Origin of the sequence: Microbacterium sp. Leaf436 (assembly GCF_001424715.1) — a bacterium.
In the GTDB taxonomy this organism is placed as follows: Bacteria; Actinomycetota; Actinomycetes; order Actinomycetales; family Microbacteriaceae; genus Microbacterium.
Window position 1 is genome coordinate 23,814 of sequence record NZ_LMRB01000003.1, and the last position, 15,812, is coordinate 39,625.

Here is a 15,812-nt window from a genome sequence, read left to right on the forward strand (position 1 = left end):
CCTCGCCCCGTGCCTGTCACTCCCAGCGGTACCCCGCGCCTCGGACCGTGACGATGTGCGCGGCGCCGAGCTTGGCGCGCAGGTAGCGCACGTACACGTCGACGACGTTCGACGCGGGATCGAAGTCCATGTTCCACACCCGGCTCAGCAACTGCTCGCGGCTGAGTACCTGGCCCGCGTGGCGCATGAGCTCCTCGGCGAGGGCGAACTCGCGGGCACTGAGATCGATCGCGCGGCTGCCGACGGTCGCGCGGCGGGCGAGCACGTCGAGCGTCACGTCGCCGTGGGCCACGGTCATCGTGCCCGTCGGGACGGGTTCGCGCAGGCGCGACCGGATGCGCGCGAGCAGCTCGTCGAACTTGAACGGCTTCGCGACGTAGTCGTTGGCCCCGGCGTCGAGGCCCTCGACGGTGTCGCGCGTGCCGGTACGAGCCGTCAGCATGATGATGGGCACCGACGAACCCTGCCCCCTCAGGCTGCGGAGCACCTCGAAGCCGTCGAGCGAGGGAAGGCCGACGTCGAGGAGCACCAGGTCGACCTCACCGGACAGCGCCGTGTCGAGCGCTTCGGCGCCGTCGCCGACGGTGACCGTCTGATACCCCGCCGACTCGAGGCCCTTGGCCACGAAAGCCGAGATGCGTTCTTCGTCCTCGGCGATGAGGATGCGCGTCATCCGGTTGCCTCTCTCTGCAGGACCACGTCTCCGGCGCGAACCGGGGTGGGAAGCTCGGCGGCGGAGCGTCCGCGCACGAGGGGGAGGTGGAGGGTCATCGTGGCGCCGCCGCCCGGGGTGTCGCCCACCGAGCAGTGTCCGTCGTGCGCGCGCACGATGGCGTCGACGATGGCGAGGCCGAGACCAGAGCCCTCGATCCCGCGCCCGGGGGAGATCCGATCGAAGCGGCGGAAGACGCGGTGACGGGCGGCGGGCGGAATGCCCGGCCCGTGATCGCGCACCCACAGCCGCGCCGTCGTGTCGTCGGCGCTGCTGCCGATCTCGATGGCGGAGCCGGCGGGGGTGTATTTCGCCGCGTTGTCGGCCAGCTGCAACCACGCCTGCACGAGACGGTCGGCATCACCGTGGACACGGCCCGATGCCCGTGCCTCGATGCTCCAGGTGTGATGGGGAATGGCCCCGACGAGTTCGGCCACCCGGTCGGTGAGACCCCCCACGTCGATGAGGGATGCCGAGAGGGTGGCCGTCTCGGCATCGGCCAGGGCGTCGATGTCGTCGACCAGGCGCGCCAGGCGGTCGAGTTCGGCGATCCCGAGATCACGGGTGTCGGAGGCGTCCTGAGGATCGGACGGGTCCATCATCTCGAGGTGTCCGCGGACGATGGTGATGGGCGTCTTCAGCTCGTGCCGCACGTCGTCGAGCAGGTGTCGCTGCGCGTCGACCGACATCGCGAGGCGGTCGAGCATGCCGTTCACCGACGTCGTGAGGTCGGAGATCTCGTCGTACCCGTGTGCGCGCAACCGCGTGCCGAGGTCGTCGATCGTGATGGCGTCGGTGGTGTCGCGGAGGCGCTTGAGGGGCGAGAAGAGGCGGCCCGTCACGAACCACCCCGCGACTCCCACGAGCAGCAGGACTCCCACCGCCGAGAGGGCGTAGGTGGTCGTCGACAGCGCCACCAGCTCCATGCGCTGGTCGATCGAGATGACCTGCACGGCGGTCGCTCCGCGATCCGCGACGGCGACGTACAGCACGGGACCGTGGGAACTGTCGGCCTGCCCGCTCAGCTGCTGGTCGGCGAGACGGGCGGTCAGCGAGGCCAGGAGCACCGGATCGTCGGCGATGGCCAGACCGGGGGGCGAGGGGGTCGCGGCGAGCACCTGGTCGCCGTCGAGCGCGAGCGTGCCGTCGGTGCGGCCGGGGATCGTTCCCGCGACCAGGTCGACCGGGTCGTCGGAGCTCGACGCCACCGACGAGGCGAAACCGTCGAGCTGCTTCTGCGCGTTCGCCAGCACACGCTCGCGCTGAGCGGCGAAAGTGATGCCGCCGGCGATCATCATGCCGAGCAGGACGACGCCGAGGATCGCGCCGAGGATTCGCACCCGCGTCGAGATCGGTCTCGTCGTGGGGCTCATCCTCCGATTATGGCGCGCCTCGGCGTCGTCGTCGTGCGGCTCAGCCCGGGTGCGTCATCGACAGCAGGTCGAGCTTGGCGTCGAGCACCTCTTCGGTGATCTCGCCGCGCTCGACGTAGCCGAGATCGATGACGGCCTCGCGCACGGTGATGCCCTTGGCGACCGAGTGCTTCGCGATCTTGGCGGCGGCCTCGTAGCCGATGACCTTGTTCAGCGGGGTGACGATCGAGGGGGACATGCCGGCGAACGCCTCGGCGCGAGCGACGTTGGCCTCGAGGCCGTCGATCGTCTTGTCGGCGAGCACCCGCATGGCGTTGGCGAGCAGGCGGATCGACTCCAGCAGCGCCGTGCCCATGACGGGGATGGCGACGTTGAGCTCGAACGAGCCCGACGCACCGGCCCAGGCGACCGTGGCGTCGTTGCCGATGACGCGGGCGCACACCATGAGGGTGGCCTCGGGGACGACCGGGTTGACCTTGCCGGGCATGATCGACGATCCGGGCTGCAGGTCGGGGATGTGCAGCTCGCCGAGGCCGGTGTTCGGCCCCGATCCCATCCAGCGGATGTCGTTGTTGATCTTCGTCAGCGACACGGCGATCGTGCGGAGGGCTCCGGATGCCTCGACGAGACCGTCGCGGTTGGCCTGGGCCTCGAAGTGGTCCTTGGCCTCGGTGATGGGCAGCTCGGTCTCGGCCGCGAGCAGCTCGATGACCTTCTGCGGGAAGCCGAGCGGGGTGTTGATGCCGGTGCCGACGGCGGTGCCGCCGAGCGGGATCTCGCCGACGCGGGGGAGTACGGCCTGCACGCGCTCGATGCCCAGGCGCATCTGGCGGGCGTAGCCGCCGAACTCCTGACCGAGGGTGACGGGGGTGGCATCCATGAGGTGGGTGCGCCCCGACTTCACGATGCCCTTCCACGCGTCGGCCTTGGCCTCGAGCGCCACCGAGAGGTGGTCGAGGGCGGGGATGAGGTCGGTGATGAGCGCCTGGGTGACGGCGATGTGCACCGAGGTCGGGAAGACGTCGTTCGACGACTGCGACGCGTTGACGTGGTCGTTGGGGTGCACGGTCGAGCCGAGGATGCGGGTCGCGAGCGTCGCGAGCACCTCGTTCATGTTCATGTTCGACGAGGTGCCGCTGCCGGTCTGGTACGTGTCGACGGGGAAGTGCGCGTCGTGCTGACCGGTGACGACCTCGTCGGCGGCCTGCGCGATGGCGTCGGCGATACCGGCATCCAGCGTTCCCAGCTCCTTGTTGGCCAGGGCGGCGGCTTTCTTGATGCGGGCGAGGGCCGCGATCTGCGTCGACTCGAGGCCCGAGCCCGAGATGGGGAAGTTCTCGACGGCGCGCTGCGTCTGCGCGGCGTACAGGGCGTCCTTCGGCACGCGCACTTCACCCATGGTGTCGTGTTCGATGCGGTACTCGATGTCGGTCACGTCGTCGTTCCTCCAGGTCGGTCGTTCTGCTTCAGTTGGGGCTCATCACGCGGGCGCTTCGACGCGCGAGTCGTCGATGTCGCCCACGATGACGACGGGGAAGGCTTCCCCTTCGTCGAGTCGGTAGTTCGCGCCCACCACGGCGCAGCGGCCCTCGGCGACGGCTTCGCTGATCAGCTCGGACGCCCGCAGCAGCTCGCCCACGGTGTAGCGCAGGTGTTCGCGGCCGACCAGCTCGGGATCGACGGCGTCGGGGACACGGCCCTCGACGGCGCCGGCGCGCTGGACGCGGCGCACCGCGGGGACGATCGGGGCGATCTGGCGCCAGATGTACGCGGGCAGGGTGGGCGCATCGACCCCGGTGCTCTCGATGGCCGCACCGACGGCGCCGCACGCGTCGTGGGCGAGGACCACGATGAGGGGGACCTCGAGCACGCCCACGGCGTATTCGAGGCTGCCGATCACGGAGTCGGAGATGACCTGGCCGGCGTTGCGCACGACGAACAGGTCGCCGAGGCCCTCGTCGAAGATGATCTCGGCCGCGAGGCGCGAGTCGGAGCAGCCGAACAGTGCCGCCGAAGGGTGCTGCGCGGAGGCCAGTTCGGCGCGACGCTCGACGTCCTGCCGGGGGTGGGCGGGTGCGCCGGAGATGAAACGACGGTTTCCCTCGACCATCTGCTCCCACACCTGGTGGGGGGTCATGCGCTCGCTCACGGGACCTCTCTCAACTGCTCGATCTGGGATGTCACGGAGGCGGCCGCCAGGGCCGCGGTCTCGGGGGCGGCGTCGCCGTACACGAGCACGTAGTCGGGGCCGGCGGCGGTGGCCAGCGCGTAGTCGATGTTGCCGGTGCCCGCGGGGTTCGCCGGGCGGTAGACGCTCCACTCGATGCCGTCGATCGTCGTGGTGTCGGTGGCCCGGGTTCCGTCGAGCAGCTGTCCGGCCCAGGCCTCGTCGGCGTCGAAGCCCTGCGCGATCCGGAGGAAGCCGGACTCACCGGAGCGCACGTAGACCATGGTCCACGCCTGCGTGCCGCCGCTGCCCTCGATGGTGGCCTGGTTGACGCGCCACCCCTCGCCGAGCGAGGGGGTGAGCACCGGACGCCCGCGATCGCTTTCGAGATCAGCCGCGAGGGCGACCACGTCGGGCTCGGGACGGGGTGCGGGTTCGCCACGCGGCACGGCGGCCACGACGACGAGCACCACGGCCACGGTCACGAGCAGCGCGGCGATGAGGTTGCGGAAGGTCTTGCTGGAGCGATACCGGCGCGACGACTCGGCCTTGCGGTCGGCCGCCTCCTGCGGGGTCTCGGGGCGGCCGAGATGGGCGACGACGCGGGCCATCAGTCGTCCCCTGCGTCACCGCGAGCGGCATCGAGCCGGCGCTTCGCGCCCAGGAGCCATTCTTCGCAGCGCGCGTAGAGCTTCTCGCCGCGTTCCCAGAGCGCCAGCGACTCCTCGAGCGTGGGGGCACCCTGCTCGAGCTCGGCGACCACGCGCACGAGTTCGTCGCGGGCCTGCTCGAACGAGAGGGTGGCGACGTCGGAGGCGGAGCCCGGGGTCGTCGCGGTCATGGCATCCATTCTAGGCGGGACCCGCGGTCGCGCCGTCGCCCGGTGCCTCGGCATCGAGCGGTCGGTCGTCGGGCAGGGCGCCCTCGGAGCGCGCGGCGAGCTTGCCCTGTTCGACGGTGATCTTCAGGGCGCCGCCGGCGGGGGCGTCGCGGGCGTCGCGCACGACGGAGCCGCCGTCGCTCTGCACGATCGCGTATCCGCGGGCGAGGGTGGCGAGCGGGGAGAGCGCGCGCAGGCCCGCGCTGAGCTCGCGCGTGCGGCGACGTTCGCTCTCGAGCCGACGGTCGACGATGTCGCGGCCCCGATTCGACAGCATCCACAGCTCCTGCGCACGGGAGGTGAGCATGGAGTGCGGAGTGCGCAGCGCCGGGCGCGAGCGGATCTGCTCGAGCTGCGCGATGTCGTGCAGCACGCGCTGGGTCAGTCGGCCGGTGAGCCGGGCCCGCAGCTGCGCCACGATCGCCCGCTGCTCGGCCACGTCGGGCACGACACGCTTGGCGGCGTCGGTGGGGGTCGATGCGCGCACATCGGCGACGTCGTCGAGCAGGGGGCGGTCGTTCTCGTGCCCGATCGCGCTGACGATCGGGGTGGATGCCGAGGCCACGGCCCGCACGAGTCGTTCGTCGCTGAAGCCCAGCAGCGTCTGCGGATCGCCCCCGCCGCGGGCGATGACGATGACGTCGACCTCGGGGTCGGCGTCGAGCGCCTTCAGCGCGGCGAGCGTCTCGGGCACGCAGCGCTCGCCCTGCACGGCGGCGTACTTCGTGCGGAAGTTCACTCGCGGCCAGCGCAGCTCGGCGTTGCGGTGCACGTCTTTCTCGGCATCCGAGTTCTCACCCGTGATGAGCCCGATGCAGTGGGGGAGGAAGGGGAGCTTCTTCTTGCGCACCGGGTCGAACAGACCCTCGGACCGCAACTGCACGCGCAGGCGCTCGAGGCGCTCGAGCTGTTCGCCGAGCCCCACATGCCGCATCGCCGACACGGCGAACGAGAAGTCGCCCGTGCGGGGGAAGTAGTCGGCCTTCACGCACGCGACGACGCGGTCGCCCACCTTGAGGTCTGCGGGGAGGCGGTTGAGCGTGCTCGACCAGATGCGGAACGCCACGGTCGATTCGGTGCCGAGGTCCTTCAGACGGCCGAACACGTTGCCGCCGCGCCGGTTGAACGAGGTGATCTCGCCCTCGACCCAGACCGAACCCCATCGTTCGATGAAGCCGCGGATGGTGTCGTTCAGCCGCGACACCGAGGTGGGCGCATCGGTGCTCGACTCGCGGGGGTGCACGGAGTCGGCGGGCGGCGCCTGCCCCGCGATGGTCTCGGGCTGGAACGAGGTCATGGTCTCCGGAAGGGTCGAGGTGGCCGGTTCGGCCGGCATCCAGGGGCGCCCCGATAGAATCGAGGGGTGAGCACACCTGTCGTCCAACTGCCCGTTCCCCGAATCCCGGGTCGACGCGGGCGGCTCCAGGATATCCCCGTACAGGGAAAGAAGAAGGTGCTGCTGGCGGCGCCGCGCGGTTATTGCGCGGGCGTCGACCGCGCGGTCATCGCCGTCGAGAAGGCCCTGGAGCGCTATGGCGCGCCCGTGTACGTGCGCAAGCAGATCGTGCACAACATCCACGTGGTCACCGAGCTCGAGAAGAAGGGGGCGATCTTCGTCGAAGAGGTCGACGAGGTTCCCCCGGGGTCGCACGTCGTCTTCAGCGCGCACGGGGTGTCGCCCGCCGTCGTGTCGGCGGCATCCGATCGGGGTCTGCAGGCGATCGATGCGACCTGCCCCCTCGTGACCAAGGTGCACCGCGAGGCCGTGCGCTTCGCGCGCGACGACTTCGAGATCCTGCTGATCGGCCACGAAGGCCACGAAGAGGTCGAGGGCACCGCGGGCGAGGCCCCCGAGCACGTGACGGTGGTCAATTCTCCCGAGCACGCCGATGCCATCGAGGTGCGCGACCCGTCGAAGGTCGTCTGGCTCTCGCAGACCACGCTGTCGGTCGACGAGACGATGGAGACCGTGCGGCGCCTGCGCGAGCGCTTCCCGCAGCTGCAGGACCCGCCCTCGGACGACATCTGCTACGCCACCCAGAACCGTCAGGTCGCGATCAAGAAGGTCGCTGTCGGCGCCGACCTGGTCATCGTCGTGGGATCGGCCAACTCCTCGAACAGCGTGCGTCTGGTCGAGGTCGCCCTCGAGTACGGCGCCAAGGCCGCCTATCGCGTCGACTACATCGACGAGGTGAAGCAGGAGTGGCTCGACGGTGTCGAGACCGTCGGCGTCACCAGCGGCGCTTCGGTGCCCGAGGTGCTCGTGAGCGAGGTGCTCGAAGAGCTCGCCCGCGCCGGCTACCGCGATGTCGAAGAGGTGCGCACCGCCGAAGAGGACTTGATCTTCTCGCTCCCCAAGGAACTGCGACAGGATGCCAGCGGCAAGCGCGACAGCCGCGCGCTCGGCGGCCGGAGCAGCGCGTGAGCGACGGCGCGGAGCGGTCGGTCGCCCCGGGCGACGACGCGCGCGCGAGCGACGTCGAGGCGCGCCCCCGCCCGCAGTACGGCGAGTACGCGACACCGGAGGAACAGCGCGCGCGCATCCAGCGTCCCGAGGTGACCGAGGCGCTCGAGGCCGGGGTCGCACCGCAGCCCGAACCCGTCGCACCGGTGGCCGAGAAGGCGATCCCGTCGGCCGGCGCCGGGCGCATGGGCCTGCGCGGGCCGCTCTGGGACCGGATCCTCACGGGCGGTCTGCTCGCGTACGGACTGGTGTCGACGGTGTCGACGATCGTGCAGCTGCTCGACTTCCCCACGTACGCCGAGACCGCCGCCAAGATCCTCGGGGTCGACGCGAGCTACACCAACCTGTCGGCCGGATACCTCTGGGGTGCGGTGGCCGCCTTCATCTACGGCATCGGCTGGCTGCTCACCGCGGTGCTCACCTGGCGCCGCCTGCGTCGCGGGCGCGTCGCGTTCTGGATCCCGCTCGCGGGCTTCGTGGTCACGGCGTTGCTGGCCGGTCTCTGCGTGACGCTGGCCCTGGTCGGTGACCAGCAGTTCATGACGGCGATCATCGGCAGCGTTCCGAACTGAACCGTCGGGCCCGGTATCCCGTGTTCCCCGTGAACGAAGAGAGGGGACGGGCGTGGTGCGAGATGAACACGCGCAGCTGACGGCGTTGTACGACGCCCACGCCGTGCCCGTGTGGCGGTACGTGGTCAGCCTCACCGGCGATCACGCCGGCGCGGACGACGTCGTGCAAGAGACGCTGCTGCGCGCGTGGCGCACTCCGCGCGTGATGAACGACGAGCCCGCGACCCTTCGTTCGTGGATGTACACCGTGGCGCGAAACCTCGTGATCGACGAAGCGCGCAGCGCGCGGCGCCGGCACGAGCTGCCGGTCGACGAACTGCCCGAGACGGTGCGCGACGACGACACGGATGCCATGTTCGATGCGTTCCTCGTCGAGGAGGCGCTCGCGACCCTCACCCCCGACCACCGGGCGGTCATCGTGAGCGCCTATTACGGGGGTCGTAGCGTCGCGCAGGCCGCCGAAGAACTCGGCATCCCGGCCGGAACGGTGAAATCGCGACTGCATTACGCGGTGCGAGCGCTGAGGCTCGCGCTGCAGGAAAGAGGGGTGACCCGATGAGCGTCGATCATGAACGTCTGTCGATGTGGGACGGCGCCTACGTGCTCGGGGCGTTGAACGCTCCCGACCGCGCCGAGTTCGAAGCGCACCTGTCCGATTGCGCCGAGTGCCGTGCCGCAGTCGCCGACCTCGCGCCCACCGCCGGACTGCTCTCACGCGTGTCCGCCGATCGCGCCCGCGCGGTCGGTGCGACGACAGGACCGGTGCCGATCGCGGCGCCGGACCCGTCGCTGCGGGGCCGGGTGGTCGAGGCGGCGCGGCGTCGACGCGCGCGGCGGGCCACGGCCTGGACGCTCGCGGCGTCGATCGCCCTCATCGCGGTCGCCGTGCCGGCGGGAATCGCGGTGACGAACGCCGTCAGCTCATCGTCGGGCGCGGTCTACGCCCTCGACGACGTCGCGGGGGCGCCCATCGAAGCCTCGGTCAAGCTCACGTCGGTGCCGTGGGGCACCCGCATCGACCTGGTGTGCGAGTACACCGGGCAGGTCCTCGACGCGCCTCCGGGTGGCTGGCCCTACGCGCTCGCGATCACCGATGAGACAGGTGCGACGAGCGTGCTGTCGACCTGGCGGGCCGGCCCCGGGGCGACGACCGAGTTGAGCGCGGGTACCGATCTAGCGGCCTCGAGCATCGGCTCGGTCGAGATCCGCACCGTCGAGGGCGACCGCGTGATCATGCGGCGCGACTTCGCGACGCCCTGACGCGCGGCGCCACCTCGGCGGGTCGGCGCGGCGATCGGGACGGCCGTAGCATCGTCGCATGCCCCGTCTCGTCGCCGTCTGCGCCGTTCACCGCCTGCACCCGGATGCCGGGTCGATCGGCGTCACCGCGATCGACAAGCGCCCGCTCGACGGGGCGGTGCGCGTCGGCAAGCTCGGCGTCCGCGCCGACGTGCAGGCGAGCCGCAAGCACCACGGCGGCCCCGACAAGGCGGTGTACGCCTACGCGCAGGACGACGCCGAGTTCTGGGAGGGGCAACTCGACCGTGAGCTGCCCGCCGGCTGGTTCGGCGAGAACCTGCGCGTCGACGGTCTCGACGTCAACGGCGCCCGCATCGGTGAGGTGTGGCGCATCGGCGACACCGTCGAGGTCGAGGTGACGATGCCCCGCACCCCCTGCGCGACGTTCGCGCGCTGGGTCGGAGGCGCCGCGGCGCGCGGATGGGTGAAGCGGTTCTCCGACGAGGGGCGCCTCGGCGCGTACCTGCGGGTGCGACGCGCGGGGGAGGTGCGGGCGGGCGATGCGATCGAGATCGTGTCGTCGCCCGAGGGCGCGCCGACGGTGCTCGAGGTGTACCGGGGCTGAGACGCGGGGTCTTGGCATCCGGTCACCTGAGGCGGGGTGCGCGCACAACGGCGGGGCGTTTCGATGACACGCCGCTCGAGGCGGCGTGAGATCGGCATGTCGCCGGGCCGAGCCGCCGTTGTGCACGGCGGGCGCGCGTTGCGGCCCGGGCTCGGGCCGTGGCATCCGGAAACGACGAACGCCCCGGCCGAGGCCGGGGCGTTCGCAGTGATGCGGGTGGGTCAGCTCTTCGACTGGCCGTACGAGCCGAGCTGCTTCGTGGCCTCGACCACGCGAACGGCCATGGCCGACTCGGCGACCTTGCCCCAGGCGCGGGGGTCGTACTGCTTCTTGTTTCCGACCTCGCCGTCGAGCTTGAGCACGCCCTCGTAGTTCGAGAACATGTAGCCCGCGATCGAGCGCGTGAAGGCGTACTGGGTGTCGGTGTCGATGTTCATCTTCACGACGCCGTTGGCCACCGCGAGGGCGATCTCTTCATCGGTCGAGCCGCTGCCGCCGTGGAAGACGAGGTCGAGGGGCTTGGGGCCGGTGCCGAACTTGGCGGCGATGCCCTCCTGGATCTCGCCGAGCAGCTGGGGACGGAGCTTGACGCCACCGGGCTTGTACACGCCGTGCACGTTGCCGAAGGTGAGGGCCGAGATGTACCGACCGTTCTCGCCGAGGCCGAGACGTTCGACGGCCTTCGTGACGTCGGCCACGGTGGTGTAGAGCGCGTCGTTCGAGCCCTCGTGCTGCACGCCGTCTTCTTCGCCGCCGACGACGCCGACCTCGATCTCGAGGATGGCGTTGATGGCCTTCATGCGGGGGAGGAGCTCGGCCGCGATGTCGATGTTCTCGTCGAGGGGAACGGCCGAGCCGTCCCACATGTGCGACTGGAAGATGGGGTTGCGACCGGCCTTGACCTCTTCTTCGGAGGCTTCGAGCAGCGGCAGGACGAAGCCGGGAAGGGCGTCCTTCGGGCAATGGTCGGTGTGCAGGGCCACCGTGATGGGGTAGTTCTTCGCCACCTCGGTGACGTAGCGGGCGAAGGCGAGGGCGCCGGTGGCGCGTGCCTTGACCGTGTGGCCGGCGAAGTAGTCGGCACCACCGGTCGTGACCTGGATGATGCCGTCGGAGCCGGCCTCGGTCAGGCCCTGGAGCACCGAGTTGATGGTCTGCGAGCTCGAGACGTTGATCGCGGGGTACGCGAAGCTGCCGGCCTTGGCGCGGTCGAGCATGTCGGCGTACTGCTCAGGGGAAGCGACGGGCATGGAGGTGCTCCTTGGTGTTGTCGGGACACCGTCAGCCTAGCGAAGGCGCCGGATCGTGACGGTGCGACCTCGGTAGGAACGGTGCACTTCTGCCCATTCGTTAAGAAGAGCGATTCCTTCGCCTTGGCGTCGGTCAAATCCCGGGATTGTCGCGCTCCCGGTGGATACAGTGGCCACATGGTGAGCCTGACTGCCGACATGAGCCCGTTGCATCCCGACCGAAACCTGGCTCTCGAGTTGGTGAGGGCGACGGAAGCGGCATCCATCCGCGCCGTTCCCTTCATCGGTCGCGGCGACAAAGAGGCCGCCGACGGCGCCGCGGTCGACGCGATGCGCGCCTTCTTCAGCACCGTCGACTTCGACGGCACGATCGTCATCGGTGAGGGCGAGAAGGACAACGCCCCCATGCTCTACAACGGGGAGCGCGTCGGCAGCGGCCGCGGCCCCCGCTGCGACGTGGCCGTGGACCCGATCGACGGCACCTCGCTGACCGCCGCCGGCCGCCAGAACGCCCTGTCGGTCATCGCGGTCTCGGATCACGGAACGATGCTCGACGCCTCGACCGTGTTCTACATGGACAAGCTCGTCACCGGTCCCGCGGGCGTCGGTGTCGTCGACATCCGCCTGCCGATCGGCGAGAACATCCGTCTGCTGGCCAAGGCGCTCGGCAAGCCCGTCGACGAGATCGTCGTGTCGGTGCTGAACCGTCCGCGCCACGAGAAGCTCATCGCCGACATCCGCGAAGCCGGAGCCGGTACCCGCCTGATGAGCGACGGCGACGTCGCCGGCGGCATCAACGCGGCCCGCCACAACGCCCGCACCGATATGTGCGTCGGCATCGGCGGCAGCCCCGAGGGCATCGTGACGGCGTGCGCGATCAAGGCGCTCGGCGGTCACATCCAGGGCATTCTGACCCCGGGCAACGACGACGAGAAGCAGAAGGGCCGCGATGCCGGACTGCAGGTCGACGGCGAGGTCTACGAGGCCGATGGTCTGGTGAAGGGCAAGAACACGATCTTCGTCGCCACCGGCGTGACCGATGGTCAGCTCGTCGCGGGCGTTCGCCGCGAGGGGGACTTCCTGTACACCGAGAGTGTCGTGCTGCGCGGCGCCTCGGGAACTCTGCGTCGCATCACGTCGGAGCACCTCACGTCGAAGTGGCTCTGACCCCTTAGGGGAGGAGCCGCGGCTTCGGGGCGTGCAGTCTCACCCCGACGGGCCGTGCAGGCCGCCCCGGCACGCCGCGCTCAGCGGATGCGCACCTACAGCCGGGCGTGTCGTGACGCAAGCGTGACCGGTGTCGGAGGGGCTGTCTGGCAGAATCGTCAGCAGTGTCAACGGCGACGCTGTGACTTCCGAGACCCGAAGGGGGATCGTCCATGGCAGCAGCTCCGACGAATTCGACCGCACCTCAGACAGGTGCGCACGCGGTGGTGGCCAGCGCGGTGGACCCCGCACGTCGCCCCGATGTCCTGCTTCGCGTCCGCCGCGACGAGGGGCACGAGATCAGCGCCTGGTGGATGGTCGGCGCCTTCGTGGGCGTCTCGGCCGCGGTGATCAGCCTGCTCAGCTGGGTTCCGGGCGGCTCCTGAGCTCGAGGCCCGGCGGGTCTCAGCCGTGAGGATTCTCGTCGGCCAATCCGGCGCGCTCGCGCACGCCCCCCAGATCGGCCGAAACCGCGACGCCGGTCGGTGACCCGAGGGACTCCGATTCGTGAGGATCGGCCGTGCCGTCGGTCGTCGTCGTGATGTCGTCGAGCTCGATCATCTCGGGCGCCGTCCACCGGCGCGGGGTCGCGTCGAGCGCGGCGGGTGCGGCGACGGCGTCGAGCTTGGTCTCGTCGATACCCGGGAACTTGCGGGCCGTCACCAGAACGCGTGACTCGAGCGAGCCCGCGAACCTGTTGTAACTGTCGACGGTCTTCTCGATCGCTCGACGAAGGTCGTTGGCGTGCCCGGCCAGAACGCCGACCCGCTCGTACAGCTCGGTGCCGAGAGCGAAGAGGGTGCGTGCCTCGTCGGAGACGTCTTGCTGCGTCCACGTGAACGCGACGGTCTTGAGCACCGCCCACAGGTTGACGGGGGAGGCGAGCGCCACGCGCCGAGTGAACGCATAGTCGAGCAGGGCCGGGTCTTCGTCGAGGGCCGAGGCGAGCAGCGATTCGCTCGGGAGGAAGCAGATGACGAATTCGGGGCTCGAGGCGAGACCTGCCCAGTAGGTCTTCTTCGCGAGCGCGTCGATGTGCGCTCGCACCGCCTTGGCATGGCGCGACAGCAGGCTCGCCCGGCGTGCGCCCTCGTCACCCTGGGCGGTGACCGCGATGGCGCTGGCCTGCAGGTACGCCTCGAGGGGGACCTTGGCGTCGACCGCCAGCGCCTTTCCCCCGGGGAGGCGCACCACCATGTCGGGGCGACCGGCGCCGGCGTCGCTGGACACCGCCGCCTGCAGATCGAAGTCGACGTACCGCGTGAGGCCCGCGGCCTCGACCACGCGCCGCAGCTGGGTCTCGCCCCATACGCCTCGGGTCGTTCCCGAGCGCATCGCAGAGGCCAAGGATTCGGTGGTCGCGCGCAGGGCTTCGTCGGCCTCTCGCGAGAGTCTCAGCTGCTCACCGAGCGCGGAATACTGCTCGACGCGGTCGCGCTCGAGGCCGTCGACCTTGCGCTGCATCGCGTCGAGGGTCTCGCGCACGGGATCGAGTGCCCGCAGCACCGTCTGCTCGCGTCGCTCCCGCTCTTCGCGCGCCGCCTGGTCGGAGCGGGACTGACCGACGAGCTCGCGGTACAACGCGACCTGGTGATCGAGCTGCGCCTGCAGACCGGAGCGGGCGGTCTCGGCCGCCGCCACGCGGGCGCCGAGCGCCTGCTGCTCGACCGCACCCCGCGCCGCTGCGCGCGCCGAGGCGACGACCCACCCGCCGGCTACGCCGAGGGCGAGCGCGAGGATCACGAAAACGAGGGCGATGGCATCCATGGGGTCAGCATGCACCAGACCTCCGACATCGTCGGAAAGACGGGCCGGGAGGTCAGGCGACGGCGCGTTCGGCGGACTCGACGGGGATGCGCGAGATGCGCACGCCCAGGTGCGAGGCCAGGGCCTGCACATCGTCGGCCCCCGCGCGGCGGGCGCAGTCGATCGTGATCTCGGCGCACGCGACCGCGTCGGCCAGGGCATCGTGGTGCGCGAACGGCGAGCAGCCCGCCTCGGCCGCCACCAGCGGAAGACGGTACGAGTCGAGCGTGTAGGTCTTGCGCGACATCTGCACGCTGCACAAGTAGCGGTACGGCGGGCACTCGTCGCCGGTGGCGGCGCAGGCACGGCGCAGCACCGACATGTCGAACCCGGCGTTGTGGGCCACGAGCACGTCGGCCCCGGCGAAGGCGGTGAGGCGGGCGAGCTGGCTGCTCCAGTCGGCGGCGTGTGCGACGTCGGCGGCCTGGATGCCGTGGATGCCCACGTTGATCGGCGCGAAGTGGTCGTGCCCGCTCGGGGGCTTGATCAGCCACGCCGCGGTCGCGACGACCCGTCCGTTGCGCACCCGGGCGAGCCCCACGGCGCACGCGGAGGCGCCGCTGGAGTTCGCCGTCTCGAAGTCGATCGCGGTGAAATCCAAAGCCACGGGACCACCTTCACCGCGGGTCGACCTCGACGGCGGGAGGCGCGCCGGGAACCCCGCGTGTCGCCGGGACCGGTCGCGACGGCGACGCCCGCGGTGGTGTTGGAGGGTCGGCGTAGGGTCGGGGCATGACCGATCGCGAGAAGTCGACGTCGTTCGGACAGGCGGCCTCCGCCTATGAATCCGGGCGTCCCGAGTACCCGTCCGACGCCGTGGCGTGGATGCTCGAGCCCGCGCGCGAACCGGGTCGTGCGCTGCGCGTCGCCGACGTGGGCGCCGGAACGGGCAAGCTCACCCGGACGATCGTGGAACACGGTGCCGACGTGGTGGCGGTCGATCCGGATGCCGACATGCTCGCGACCCTGCGGCACAACGTCGGCGGGGTGCCCACGTTCGCCGGGACGGCCGAGGCGCTGCCGCTTCCCGACGGGGCCCTCGACGCCGTGGTCATGGGGCAGGCCTGGCACTGGGTCGACCCCGAAGAAGGGTCTCGCGAGATCGGCCGCGTGCTGCGCCGCGGGGGAGTGCTGGGCCTCGTCTGGAACATCCGCGACGAGAGCGTCGACTGGGTGCGTCGGTTGACCTCCGCCATGGGCGGGTCGAATGCCGAGGTCCTGCTTGCGACGACCGGACCCCGGGTGGCCGCGCCGTTCGGCGAGCTCGAGCATCATGATTGGCACTGGGACCGCATGATCACCCTTCCGCAGCTGCGCGACCTCGTTCTCTCGCGCAGCGACATCATCACCGCCGACCCCGAGAAGCGCGCGCGTATCGACGCCGCGGTCGACGAGGTGGTGGCATCCGTTCCCGAACTCGCCGCCGGCGGCTCAGTCGCGCTGCCGTACGTCACCCACGCGTTCCGCGCGCGGCGGCCCTGATCGCTCGTGCACGGCGCAAGCGCCGGTCGTGAGGAG

At 70.6% G+C, this 15,812-nt stretch carries 18 protein-coding genes; 8 read left to right on the top strand and 10 right to left on the bottom strand.

Annotated elements, in window-relative coordinates:
• Positions 1 to 16 precede the first annotated feature (16 nt).
• From ASG45_RS09045 to xseA, 7 genes are read right to left on the bottom strand one after another with little or no spacing between them, the layout of a single operon-like run.
• Positions 17 to 673, bottom strand: coding sequence for a response regulator transcription factor (locus ASG45_RS09045; RefSeq protein ID WP_055836077.1), 657 nt, complete (start codon positions 671 to 673; stop codon positions 17 to 19).
• Positions 670 to 2,085, bottom strand: a complete 1,416-nt coding sequence (locus ASG45_RS09050) for a sensor histidine kinase (RefSeq protein WP_055836080.1) — start codon at positions 2,083 to 2,085, stop codon at positions 670 to 672. Before ASG45_RS09050 ends, ASG45_RS09045 begins: the two co-directional genes overlap by 4 nt.
• A gap of 40 nt (positions 2,086 to 2,125) precedes the next feature.
• Complete coding sequence (locus tag ASG45_RS09055) at positions 2,126 to 3,520, bottom strand: class II fumarate hydratase (protein ID WP_055836083.1); 1,395 nt, start codon at positions 3,518 to 3,520, stop codon at positions 2,126 to 2,128.
• Positions 3,521 to 3,565: 45 nt separating this feature from the next.
• A complete protein-coding gene (locus ASG45_RS09060; RefSeq protein ID WP_082509617.1) occupies positions 3,566 to 4,234 on the bottom strand; it encodes a carbonic anhydrase in 669 nt (222 codons plus the stop codon).
• On the bottom strand, positions 4,231 to 4,863 hold the full coding sequence (locus ASG45_RS09065) for a DUF4245 family protein (protein WP_055836085.1): 633 nt from the start codon (positions 4,861 to 4,863) through the stop codon (positions 4,231 to 4,233). The genes ASG45_RS09060 and ASG45_RS09065 overlap by 4 nt, the downstream gene beginning before the upstream one ends.
• Positions 4,863 to 5,102 carry an exodeoxyribonuclease VII small subunit gene (locus ASG45_RS09070; RefSeq protein WP_055836088.1) on the bottom strand — a complete coding sequence of 80 codons (240 nt, stop codon included), beginning with the start codon at positions 5,100 to 5,102 and terminating at the stop codon, positions 4,863 to 4,865. Before ASG45_RS09070 ends, ASG45_RS09065 begins: the two co-directional genes overlap by 1 nt.
• A gap of 1 nt (position 5,103) precedes the next feature.
• Positions 5,104 to 6,429 (bottom strand): exodeoxyribonuclease VII large subunit, encoded by a 1,326-nt coding sequence (gene xseA, locus ASG45_RS09075; RefSeq protein WP_055837799.1) that lies wholly within the window; start codon positions 6,427 to 6,429, stop codon positions 5,104 to 5,106.
• Positions 6,430 to 6,495: 66 nt separating this feature from the next.
• On the opposite strand from xseA, the gene ASG45_RS09080 reads away from it, so the two are divergent.
• The 5 genes from ASG45_RS09080 to ASG45_RS09100 are packed head-to-tail and all read left to right on the top strand — an operon-like array spanning position 6,496 to position 10,032.
• Complete coding sequence (locus tag ASG45_RS09080; RefSeq protein ID WP_181015947.1) at positions 6,496 to 7,557, top strand: 4-hydroxy-3-methylbut-2-enyl diphosphate reductase; 1,062 nt, start codon at positions 6,496 to 6,498, stop codon at positions 7,555 to 7,557.
• The gene (locus tag ASG45_RS09085; protein WP_055836094.1) at positions 7,554 to 8,168 is read left to right on the top strand and encodes a DUF6264 family protein; all 615 of its coding nucleotides are present in this window, start codon (positions 7,554 to 7,556) and stop codon (positions 8,166 to 8,168) included. Before ASG45_RS09080 ends, ASG45_RS09085 begins: the two co-directional genes overlap by 4 nt.
• A 52-nt stretch (positions 8,169 to 8,220) precedes the next feature.
• Complete coding sequence (locus ASG45_RS09090; protein ID WP_082516544.1) at positions 8,221 to 8,727, top strand: sigma-70 family RNA polymerase sigma factor; 507 nt, start codon at positions 8,221 to 8,223, stop codon at positions 8,725 to 8,727.
• On the top strand, positions 8,724 to 9,428 hold the full coding sequence (locus ASG45_RS09095; RefSeq protein ID WP_055836097.1) for a zf-HC2 domain-containing protein: 705 nt from the start codon (positions 8,724 to 8,726) through the stop codon (positions 9,426 to 9,428). The genes ASG45_RS09090 and ASG45_RS09095 overlap by 4 nt, the downstream gene beginning before the upstream one ends.
• A gap of 58 nt (positions 9,429 to 9,486) precedes the next feature.
• Positions 9,487 to 10,032, top strand: a complete 546-nt coding sequence (locus ASG45_RS09100) for an MOSC domain-containing protein (RefSeq protein ID WP_055836100.1) — start codon at positions 9,487 to 9,489, stop codon at positions 10,030 to 10,032.
• A 221-nt stretch (positions 10,033 to 10,253) separates the two neighbouring features.
• Here the strand turns inward: ASG45_RS09100 and fbaA are convergent, their stop codons facing one another.
• Positions 10,254 to 11,282: a class II fructose-bisphosphate aldolase gene (gene fbaA, locus ASG45_RS09105; RefSeq protein ID WP_055836102.1), complete on the bottom strand. Its 1,029-nt coding sequence runs from the start codon at positions 11,280 to 11,282 to the stop codon at positions 10,254 to 10,256.
• Positions 11,283 to 11,459: 177 nt separating this feature from the next.
• On the opposite strand from fbaA, the gene glpX reads away from it, so the two are divergent.
• Both glpX and ASG45_RS09115 read left to right on the top strand, forming a co-directional pair.
• Positions 11,460 to 12,449, top strand: a complete 990-nt coding sequence (gene glpX / locus ASG45_RS09110) for a class II fructose-bisphosphatase (RefSeq protein WP_055836106.1) — start codon at positions 11,460 to 11,462, stop codon at positions 12,447 to 12,449.
• Positions 12,450 to 12,661: 212 nt separating this feature from the next.
• The gene (locus tag ASG45_RS09115; RefSeq protein WP_055836109.1) at positions 12,662 to 12,874 is read left to right on the top strand and encodes a hypothetical protein; all 213 of its coding nucleotides are present in this window, start codon (positions 12,662 to 12,664) and stop codon (positions 12,872 to 12,874) included.
• A 19-nt stretch (positions 12,875 to 12,893) separates the two neighbouring features.
• Here ASG45_RS09115 and ASG45_RS09120 read toward each other — a convergent pair whose 3' ends face one another.
• Together ASG45_RS09120 and ASG45_RS09125 are read right to left on the bottom strand one after the other, a co-directional pair.
• Positions 12,894 to 14,255, bottom strand: a complete 1,362-nt coding sequence (locus tag ASG45_RS09120) for a DNA recombination protein RmuC (protein ID WP_055836112.1) — start codon at positions 14,253 to 14,255, stop codon at positions 12,894 to 12,896.
• 52 nt (positions 14,256 to 14,307) lie between these two features.
• On the bottom strand, positions 14,308 to 14,901 hold the full coding sequence (locus ASG45_RS09125; RefSeq protein ID WP_055836117.1) for a 3'-5' exonuclease: 594 nt from the start codon (positions 14,899 to 14,901) through the stop codon (positions 14,308 to 14,310).
• A gap of 125 nt (positions 14,902 to 15,026) precedes the next feature.
• Between ASG45_RS09125 and ASG45_RS09130 the strand changes: the two genes are divergently transcribed.
• Complete coding sequence (locus ASG45_RS09130) at positions 15,027 to 15,776, top strand: class I SAM-dependent methyltransferase (RefSeq protein WP_055836121.1); 750 nt, start codon at positions 15,027 to 15,029, stop codon at positions 15,774 to 15,776.
• Positions 15,777 to 15,812 lie beyond the last annotated feature (36 nt).